This is a genomic window from Microbacterium sp. AG157 (assembly GCF_003385695.1).
Classification (GTDB): Bacteria; Actinomycetota; Actinomycetes; order Actinomycetales; family Microbacteriaceae; genus Microbacterium; species Microbacterium testaceum.
In genome coordinates, this window is the sequence record NZ_QRDK01000001.1 from 1228553 (window position 1) to 1238088 (window position 9536).

Annotated in this window: 10 protein-coding genes; 7 read left to right on the top strand and 3 right to left on the bottom strand. The window is 70.7% G+C overall.

Features of this window, described 5'->3' with window-relative positions; translation table 11 throughout:
- Positions 1–10: 10 nt before the first annotated feature.
- The 3 genes from DEU35_RS17050 to DEU35_RS05840 are packed head-to-tail and all read left to right on the top strand — an operon-like array spanning position 11 to position 3353.
- Positions 11–166, top strand: coding sequence for a hypothetical protein (locus DEU35_RS17050; RefSeq protein ID WP_180993498.1), 156 nt, complete (start codon positions 11–13; stop codon positions 164–166).
- A complete protein-coding gene (locus DEU35_RS05835; protein WP_116238851.1) occupies positions 163–2685 on the top strand; it encodes an ATP-binding protein in 2523 nt (840 codons plus the stop codon). Before DEU35_RS17050 ends, DEU35_RS05835 begins: the two co-directional genes overlap by 4 nt.
- Positions 2682–3353, top strand: coding sequence for a response regulator (locus DEU35_RS05840; RefSeq protein WP_116238852.1), 672 nt, complete (start codon positions 2682–2684; stop codon positions 3351–3353). Before DEU35_RS05835 ends, DEU35_RS05840 begins: the two co-directional genes overlap by 4 nt.
- Before the next feature lie 238 nt (positions 3354–3591).
- Here DEU35_RS05840 and DEU35_RS05845 read toward each other — a convergent pair whose 3' ends face one another.
- The 3 genes from DEU35_RS05845 to DEU35_RS05855 form a co-directional block, all read right to left on the bottom strand.
- On the bottom strand, positions 3592–4068 hold the full coding sequence (locus DEU35_RS05845) for a hypothetical protein (RefSeq protein WP_116238853.1): 477 nt from the start codon (positions 4066–4068) through the stop codon (positions 3592–3594).
- Between the two features lie 155 nt (positions 4069–4223).
- Positions 4224–4535: a transcriptional regulator gene (locus DEU35_RS05850; RefSeq protein WP_103211037.1), complete on the bottom strand. Its 312-nt coding sequence runs from the start codon at positions 4533–4535 to the stop codon at positions 4224–4226.
- Positions 4532–4963 (bottom strand): chemotaxis protein CheY, encoded by a 432-nt coding sequence (locus tag DEU35_RS05855; protein ID WP_103211035.1) that lies wholly within the window; start codon positions 4961–4963, stop codon positions 4532–4534. Before DEU35_RS05855 ends, DEU35_RS05850 begins: the two co-directional genes overlap by 4 nt.
- Positions 4964–5075: 112 nt before the next feature.
- On the opposite strand from DEU35_RS05855, the gene DEU35_RS05860 reads away from it, so the two are divergent.
- The 4 genes from DEU35_RS05860 to DEU35_RS16810 all read left to right on the top strand — a co-directional run.
- On the top strand, positions 5076–6317 hold the full coding sequence (locus DEU35_RS05860; protein WP_116238854.1) for an aminotransferase class V-fold PLP-dependent enzyme: 1242 nt from the start codon (positions 5076–5078) through the stop codon (positions 6315–6317).
- Positions 6314–6769 (top strand): Fe-S cluster assembly sulfur transfer protein SufU, encoded by a 456-nt coding sequence (sufU, locus tag DEU35_RS05865; protein ID WP_116238855.1) that lies wholly within the window; start codon positions 6314–6316, stop codon positions 6767–6769. The genes DEU35_RS05860 and sufU overlap by 4 nt, the downstream gene beginning before the upstream one ends.
- A 129-nt stretch (positions 6770–6898) precedes the next feature.
- Positions 6899–7333: an iron chaperone gene (locus tag DEU35_RS05870; RefSeq protein ID WP_116238856.1), complete on the top strand. Its 435-nt coding sequence runs from the start codon at positions 6899–6901 to the stop codon at positions 7331–7333.
- A gap of 629 nt (positions 7334–7962) precedes the next feature.
- Positions 7963–9536 (top strand): Ig-like domain repeat protein (locus DEU35_RS16810; protein WP_258873358.1); only part of this gene is annotated, 1574 nt, incomplete at its 3' end.

The following is a 9536-nucleotide window of genomic DNA, read 5'->3' on the forward strand; positions in this document are numbered from 1 at the left end:
AATCACTGTCATGACCCTGTCGCCCGTCGCCGCCGTCGCACCCTCCGTGCGGCGGCGGCGCCGTGTGCGGGAACGCCGGTCGAGTGTCCAGAACATGCCGCTGGCCGTTCGCGGGCGCGGCGTGTTCTGGACACTCGACGGAACGCGCACGGGGGACGCCTCGTGAAGCGCGGGCGCCTGCGCGTGCTGCTGGGCATGGCCCCCGGCGTCGGCAAGACGTACGAGATGCTCGAGGAGGGGCGCCGGCTGCGCTCGGAGGGCCACGACGTCGTCATCGCGATCGTCGAGACGCACGGCCGTGCCGCCACCGCCGCTCAAGCCGAAGGCCTCGAGGTGGTTCCGCGCCGGGCCGTGGCGCACCGCGGCGTCGCGCTCGACGAGATGGACCTGGATGCCGTGCTCGAACGGCTCCCGAGAATCGCGCTCGTCGACGAGCTGGCGCACACCAACGTCCCCGGCTCTCGCAACGGCAAGCGCTGGACCGACGTCGAGGAGCTGCTCGACGCGGGCATCGACGTGATCACGACCGTGAACGTGCAGCACATCGAATCGCTCAACGACGTCGTCGAGAAGATCACCGGCGTGGTGCAGCGCGAGACGGTCCCGGATGCCGTGGTCCGGGCGGCCGATCAGATCGAGGTCGTCGACCTGGCACCGCAGTCCCTGCGCGATCGCCTCGCGGCGGGCTCGGTGTACCCGGCCGAGCGGATCGACGCCGCCCTGTCGAACTACTTCCGTCTCGGCAACCTCACGGCGCTGCGCGAACTCGCCCTGCTGTGGCTCGCCGACGAGGTCGACTCCGCCCTGCAGCGGTACCGCACCGAGCACGGCATCGAGGGCTCGTGGCAAGCGCGCGAACGCGTCGTGGTGGCCCTCACCGGGGGCCCCGAGGGCGAGACGCTGCTGCGCCGCGGCGCCCGGATCGCGGCACGCTCCGCCGGCGGTGAGCTGCTCGCCGTGCACGTGTCGACGCAGGACGGCCTGCGCGCGAGCGCCCCCGGCGCCCTCGCCGAACAGCGCGCCCTCGTCGAGACCCTCGGCGGCACGTATCACCAGGTCGTCGGCGATGACGTGGCCACCGCCCTGGTCGATTTCGCGCGATCGGTCAACGCCTCTCAGCTGGTCATCGGGGTGAGCCGTCGCGGGCGTCTCGGCGCGGCCCTGACCGGACCGGGCATCGGGGCGACCGTGATCCGCGCCTCGGGCGACATCGACGTGCACATCGTCAACCACGCGCGTGCGGGGGGCCGGTTCACGCTCCCCCGGCTCGCGGGCCCGGCGCTGAGCGCGAAGCGGCGCATCCTCGGCTTCGTGACGGCTCTGGTCGGCGGGCCCCTTCTGTCGCTGCTGATGATCGCGACCGGTTCCGACGAGTCGATCACCGCCGACGTGCTGGCCTATCAGCTGCTGGTCGTGGTCGTCGCGCTCGTCGGCGGCATCTGGCCGGCGGTGTTCGCGGCCGTGCTGTCGGGCGTCACGCTCGACTTCCTGTTCATCGCCCCCATCTACACGATCACCATCAGCGACCCCGCGCACGCGCTGTCGCTGACGCTCTACGTCGTCATCGCCGTGCTCGTCAGCGTCGTCGTCGACCAGGCCGCCCGCCGCGCGCGGGCGGCCCGACGAGCCGCGGCGGAGTCCGAGATGCTCGCCACGATCGCCGGCAGCGTGCTGCGGGGAGAGAGCGCCGTGCCCGCGCTCATCAGCCGCGCACGCGAGGCGTTCGGCCTCGCCGGTGTCCGCCTGATCGCGACCGACGGCACGGTGCTCGCCACCGACGGGGAGCCGGTGCGCGACGATCGCGCGGTCATCGTGCCCGTGGGCGACGGCCGCGCGACCCTCGAGCTGCACGGCGGCGACCTCGATGCCTCGGAACGGCGCCTGCTCGACGTGGTCGTGGCGCAGCTCGCCGCCGCCCTCGAGCGCACCGATCTGGCCGAGACCGCGGCCGAGGCCGGCGCCCTCGCCGAGACCGACCAGGTGCGCACCGCCCTGCTGTCGGCCGTCAGCCATGACCTCCGCCGTCCGCTCGCCGCCGCCGTCGCCTCGCTCGGCGGCCTGCGCGCCGCCGGCGACCAGCTCTCCGACGACGACCGCCGGGTGTTGCTCGAAACCGCCGACGAAAGCCTTGCGACCCTGTCCGTGCTGGTCACCGACCTGCTCGACGTGAGCCGCGTGCAGGCCGGCGTGCTCGCCGTGTCTCTGACGGCGACCGATGCCGCGGGCGTCGTGCTCTCCGCCCTCGACGAACTCGACCTCGGCCCCGACGACGTCGAGCTCGCGCTCGATCCCGACCTGCCGATGCTGCGCGCCGACCCCGTGCTGCTGCAGCGCGTTCTGGTGAACGTGCTCGCCAACGCCCAGCGCTACTCGCCCGACGGCGAACGCGTCCGCATCGCGACGAGCCGCCTCGGCGGCACCGCCGAGATCCGCGTGATCGACCACGGCCCCGGCATCGCCGCCGACCGCCGCGAGGACATGTTCTCGCCCTTCCAGCGCCTGGGCGACACCGACAACACCGCGGGCCTGGGGCTGGGCCTCGCGCTCTCGCGCGGCTTCGCCGAGGGCATGGGCGGCACGCTCACCCCGGAGGACACCCCCGGCGGCGGCCTCACCATGGTCGTGGCGCTGCCCGTGGCCGATGCGGAGGCCATGGCATCCGGAATCTCGAGGAGGATGCCGTGAAGGTACTCATCGCCGACGACGACCCGCAGTTGGTGCGGGCCCTTCGCATCACGCTCGCCGCGCACGGCTACGACGTGGTGGCGGCGGCCGACGGTGCCGCGGCGGTCACCCTCGCCGCGCAATCGCACCCCGACATCGTCCTTCTCGACCTCGGGATGCCGCACCTCGACGGGGTGCAGGTGATCCACGCCCTGCGCGGGTGGACGACGGCCCCGATCATCGTCGTCTCGGGCCGCACGGGCTCGGCCGACAAGGTCGAGGCGCTCGACGCCGGGGCAGACGACTTCGTCACCAAGCCGTTCCAGATCGACGAGCTGCTGGCGCGCCTGCGTGTGCACGCGCGACGCTCGGTGCCGTCGGCGGGGGACGCCGTGGTGCGCTTCGGCGACGTCGAGGTCGACCTGTCGGCGAAGGCCGTGTTGCGCGGCGGCGCCCGGGTGCATCTCACCCCGACCGAGTGGCGCATGCTCGAGTTCCTCGCCCGCAACCCCGGTTCTCTCGTGACGCGACAGACGCTGCTGAAGGAGATCTGGGCGAGCGAACAGGTCGCCGACTCGGGATATCTGCGGCTGTACATGTCGCAACTGCGAAAGAAGCTCGAGGTCGACCCGTCGGCGCCCGCGCACCTGCTCACCGAGCAGGGGATGGGGTACCGGCTCGTCGTCTGAGCGGGCCCGGGCCGGACGACCGCCGCGAGCGCGCGAATCTCCTGAGATTCGCGCCGCGGCGGCTTGCCCCCCGGTCGGAAAGACGCGCCGGCACCGGGGCCCGAGCCGGCTGCCGCCGGAGCCGGTCCTGACACTCAGGAGTCACGCACGTCGGCCGCCTCGTCCTCGGCCTCCGCGGCGAGGAATTCCGCCTGTACCCGGGCGCAGCGGGAGGCGAAGACGATCGAGTGCAGCAGCATCAGCGGACCTCGCCGACGGTGTGGCATCCGGGGCAGGGAAAGGCGATGCGATCGCCCACGCAGACGTCCCCGGGCAGCACGACCGTGCCGCACGGTTCCTCGCCGTGCGCGTCGACGACGGCGAACGGCTCGTCGTACGCGCGGGACACGCGGCCGATGAGCCGCGCCTCGCGCCAGACGGCCTCGAGCCCGGCGACGCAGGCATCGAGGCGCAGCGTATCGAGCGTGGCATCCGTCACGGTCGCGATCACCACGGTCGTCGAGAGGGTCGCGGATGCCACCCCGCCCGACGCCGGGATCACCGCGGGGCCCGTGCAGACGCAGGGCGTGCCGCAGATGTCGGCGAAACGACCGACCGACACGGCCCGCACGGTGACGTCGTCGAGCGTGGGGGTCGAGCCCGCGGGCCAGAGTGCGGCGTCGAAGGGCGCCGGGATGCTGGATCGAAGGGTGGGGAGCAGGGCCGTGAGGGTCATGGCATCCGGTCTACGCGCGCGGCGAGCGGGATCAGCCGGTGCTCACGGTTTCCGAACGGGCCGGTCCGGCTTCCTCACTCTTCGCGCACGACACCGCGTCTCATCGACTCGTCCATGAGGAGACGGGGAGACGCGGTGTCGAACGATCGAACGGCTCAGACCGACGTCCCCGCGATCTCGCGCAGCGTGTCGAGGTGGCTCCTCCACGCCGCTCGCCCCTCCTTCGTCAGGGTGAGCGAGGTGCGGGGCATCTTGCCCGCGAACGACTTCCCCACAGCGATGTAGCCGGCGCCCTCGAGCGTCGAGACCTGCTTGCTCAGCGCGGAGTCGGTGACCTCGACGGCATCCCGAACCTCCTTGAAGCTCAATGTGGTCGCCCGGTCGAGGGCCGCGAGGATCGAGAACCGCACGGAGTTCTGCAGCAGCTCGTCGAGCCGGTGCCGGGGATGCGGGGTCGACGTGGTCACGACCGAGCCTCGCGCGCCGCGCAGACCAGCGAGACGACGAGCACGAGGCCCGAGGCCAGCGCCGCGAGCAGCACGTCGCCGTGCGCCCAGATGACGACTGCCAGGGCGAGCGCGTACGACGCGAACCAGCTCGCGATGTAGGCGGTCCAGCGGCGGCCGCGGGCGAAGGCGGCGCGGCCTTGGATGCTGACGACGAAGAAGATGATGAGGGCGAATACGACGGCCAGCAAGCTCACGTAGGCGAGGCCGAACGTATCTCCGGTCGTGACGGCCATCGCGAAGGTGCCCATCGAGGTCGCCACCCCGAGCGCGAGGATGAAGCTGATGTACGGCCACCGCGTTGCGTTGTGTGCGGCGTGGCTGAGGCGGTCGGCGCGATCGAGCAGCAGTTGGGCTTCCGACGCGGTCATCGCGGGCGTGTGGTCCATGGCGATCCTTTCGTTAGTTCGATCATCGCAACTACTTTCCACTTTGGCAAGTACTTTCTCCTTTTCTTCGCCTCGCGGCACCCCGCCCCACAACGCGACGTAGCCTGGAGGGGTGACCCTCCCCTTCGATGTCGACGCCGTACGCGCCGATTTCCCGATCCTCGAGACCGAGATCGACGGTCGCCCCCTCGTCTACCTCGACTCGGGCGCGACGAGCCAGAAGCCGCGCGCCGTTCTCGACGCCGAGCGCGCCTTCCTCGAGACGGCCAATTCCGCCGTGCACCGCGGAGCACACACCCTCGCAGCCGAGGCCACCGAGCTGTTCGAAGACTCGCGCGTCTCCGTCGCCGAGTTCGTGGGCGCCGAGCCCGAGCAACTCGTCTGGACGAGCGGCGCCACCGCGGGCCTCAACCTCGTGGCCGGCTCTCTGGGGTACGCCGGTCGTCTGCGCGAGGGCGACGAGATCGTCGTCACCGAGGCCGAGCACCACGCCAACCTCATCCCATGGCAAGAGCTGGCCGCCCGCACGGGGGCGCGTCTGCGCCACATCCCCGTGCTCGACGACGGCATGCTCGACCTGCACGCCGCTGCCGACCTCATCGGTGCGCGCACGAAGGTCGTCGCCTTCCCGCACGTGTCGAACGTGCTCGGCATCGTGAACCCCGTCGCGAAGCTCGTCACCCTGGCCCGCGGCGTCGGCGCACTGACGGTGCTCGACGCGTGCCAGTCGGCTCCTCACCTGCGCCTCGACCTGCCGGCATCCGGAGTCGATCTCGCCGTGTTCTCGGGGCACAAGATCTACGGGCCGTATGGCATCGGCGCGCTCTGGGGTCGCGACGAGGTGCTCGACAGCCTGCCACCCTTCACCACCGGCGGATCGATGATCACGACCGTCACCCTCGACAAGGCCGAGTACCTGCCCGCGCCGCAGCGCTTCGAGGCGGGAACGCAGCCGGTGTCGCAGGCGGTCGCCCTCGCCGCCGCGGTCCGATGGCTTGGCGAGCACGACCTCCACGCCGCCCACGCCCACGAAGCGAGACTCGAGACACGCCTGCGCGAGGGCCTGCGCTCGATCGACGGCATCCGTCTTCTCGGAGACACGGATGCCGCGGAGCGGGTCGCCCTGCAGGCCTTCGAGGTCGAGGGGGTGCACGCACACGACGTGGGTCAGTTCCTCGACTCGCGCGGCGTCGCCGTCCGCGTCGGCCATCACTGCGCGCAGCCGCTGCACCGCCGCTTCGGCATGACGGCGTCGGTCCGCGCGAGTGCCGCGATCCACACCACGGAGGACGAGATCGACACCCTCCTCGACGCCGTCTCGGGCGTGCGCGGCTTCTTCGGGGTGGGCGCATGAGCGGCCTCGAGTCCCTGTACCAGGAGCTCATCCTCGACCACGCGAAGAACCGGCGCGGGTTCGGCCTCGCCGAGCCCGGCGCTCACAGCGCGACCGTGCACCAGCGCAACCCGATCTGCGGCGACGAGATCACTCTGCGCGTGTCGGTCGACGACGACCACATCACCTCAGTCACGTGGGAGGGCGCCGGCTGCTCGATCTCGCAAGCCTCGGCCTCGATGCTCGTCGCCCTGCTGCAGGAAGACGGCGGAGACGAAGGGATGCCGCGCGCCGACGCCGAAGCGCTGATCGCGTCGTTCCGGGAGTCGCTGCGCTCCCGCGGCAAGATCCCCCTCGACGAGGAGACCTTCGCCGACGCCGCCGCCCTCTCGGGTGTTTCGAAGTTCACGGCGCGCGTGAAGTGCGCGATGCTCGCGTGGGTCGCGCTGGAAGAGGGGCTGCGGCAGGCCTGAGGCGGGCCGGCACAACGCTCCGCGATCCGCGCAAGGCCAGTCGGCATCCAGCGATCCGGACTGAGGTTGCGGGATACGCGCGGCCTGGGGCGCGCTACTCTTCCGTCAGACCTCGAGAGGACGGATGCCATGGCCACCGGATTCAGCGACGAAGAACGCGCAGCGATGAAGCAGCGCGCCGAAGAACTCCGGGCCATGAAGGGGCTCAAGGGCCTGGCGAAGCTGCAGAAGGAGAACGAGGCCTGTCTCGAGGCGATCGAGAAGCTCGAGGGAGCTGACCGGTCCATCGCCGAGCGGGTGCACGTGATCGTGCTCGAAGAGGCGCCGCATCTGAACCCCAAGACGTACTACGGCTTCCCGGCCTACGCGAAAGACGGCAAGGTCGTCGTCTTCTATCAGCCGGCATCGAAGTTCAAGACGCGTTACGGCACCGTCAGCTTCGACGAGACCGCGCAGCTCGACGACGGCCCGATGTGGCCGGTGTCGTTCGCGGTGCTCGAGGTGACCCCGGAGGTCGAGGAGCACATCCGCGCGCAGGTGCGGCGGGCGGCGCCGGCGGCCTGAGGCCCACAGCCGGGGACTCGCGCAGCAGAATCGGACGAACGCAGCGGAATCGGACCGAGCGAGACCCGGCATCCGATTCCGGTGCGGTTCTCCGATTCCGCGACGACCGGGTAGCGCGGGCCGGATGCCGCGCCTCGGGGCCGCGGCATCCGACGCGCGTCACCCCAGAACTACGCGCTGCATCCGCCGGGAGCTCTACTCATCCCGTCGGCCATGCCGGTAGCGAGCATGGCGTGGCGCGGGACTCGGATCGCCCACCGGCACCCTCGCTGCGTCCCCTTCGTACGCCAAGACATCAATGACCCATGGGCCGTAGGTGCGGGTTCGACGGCGCTCGATGCGTCCTTCGCTCCCATACAGGGTGTGGATGCCAGAGGCCATGGCGCCGGTTGTCGAACCATTTCGCGGAGAGAACCTCGCGCCCAGCCGTCCGTGCGCCGAAGCGCCGCGGGTAGATTCTGTTATGAAACGGTATCAAACGGTTCATAACTGACCTATACGGTAGATTCAACACCGGCCGGCTGGCGTGCCGGACATGGCCTCTGCCCCTTCACCTAAGGATGCTCCGCATGCGCTCTCCCTCGTCCCTATCGGTTCGTCGTCTGGTCGCGGGAGGCGTCGGCGTCGCCATGACCGCCGCCCTGACCTTCGCCGGAGCAGTCTCCGCGCAGGCAGCCGACACGTCGTGCACGTCTGGCGTCTGCACAGTGACGTTCGCGTACTCAGGGGCCGCCGAGCAGTGGGTCGTCCCTGCTGGCGTGACGAGTGTCACGGCGACCGTGTCGGCTGGGTCCGGAGGCGCGGTCGGTGCTAACACCACCCCGTCCCATGAAGTCGTACCAGGCGCCGGTGGACTCGGTGGTTCCTTGCGAGCGACGCTGTCCGTGAAGCCGGGCGAGAAGCTCACCGCTGTCGTCGGCGGCGCGGGGCAGGACGGTGTCGCCGACTCGACGACCCCCGCGGCCGGAGGTTTCGGCGGAGGCGCCTCAGCTGGCACGAAGGACAACGCAGCGTCACACGCCAGTGGTGGCGGCGGAGGCGGCGGGAGTTTCCTGTTCGACTCCTCACTCCTCCTTGCAACCGGCGGAGGCGGCGGCGGATCGAGTGCAGCCGCCGAGCCGGTAACCGGAGGCGCGGGCGGATCTACCGGCGCCGGCGAAGCGGGAACTGCACCTGAAGGCTTCACCTCGTGGGTGTATTCCGGCGGGGGTGCAACGAGGTCGCGCGCGGGCGACGGCGGGTCCGGGGTCTATCCGGGAGCAGCCGGTAGCAACAGCCCTGCATCCAGTTCGACGACATTCGGACAGGGTGGCGCCGGCGCGGCCAACCTGAACGGTCAGGACTATGGCACCGCCGGTGGTGGCGGTGGTGGGTTGTACGGTGGCGGCGGAGGCGGCTCCGACGAGTTCGGAGGGGCGGCCGGCTCAGGTGGCGGTGGGTCGGGGTTCGTCGCGTCGACGGCGACAAAAGTCGTCGCCCTGGATGGCAATTCGGGTAACGGCAGCATCGTCCTCACCTACAACGAACCGAAAGCCTCCACCACGACCGACCTGAAGACCAGCGACAACCCCAACAACGCCACCGCGACCACACTGACCGCGACCGTCACCCCCGCAACCGCGACCGGGAACGTGTCCTTCCTCGACGGCACCACCGACCTCGGCGCCGCCACCCTCACCAACGGAACCGCGACCCTCGCCAAGAGCCTCTCCGCCGGCACCCACACCATCACCGCGACCTACTCCGGCGACGCGTCTCACACCTCTTCCAGCGCAACCACCACGGTCACGGTCACCGCCTACACCGCCCCCACCTTCGACGTCACCTCCACCAGCGACGCCCCGATCACCAAACGCGTCACCGCCGGACAGTCGTTCTCCTTCGACGGCCTCACAGCCACCGGCACCCCCACCCCCACCTACACCGTCGAAAACGACGACACCGACAGCACGATCCTCCCCGACGGCGTCACCTTCACGAACGGCATCCTCGCCGGATCCTCCACCCGCGCCGGCACCTGGAAGATCAAGATCACCGCCACCAACAGCGTGGGCACCGCCACCGAGTACGTCAAGCTCACCATCGCCCCCGGCACCGCCACCGCCCTGGAAGCCGCCGTCTCCCCCGGCGACAGCAGCAGCACCACCCTCTGGGCCGTCGCCCCCGACGGCACCGTCACCGAACCCTCCCACAGCACCACCAC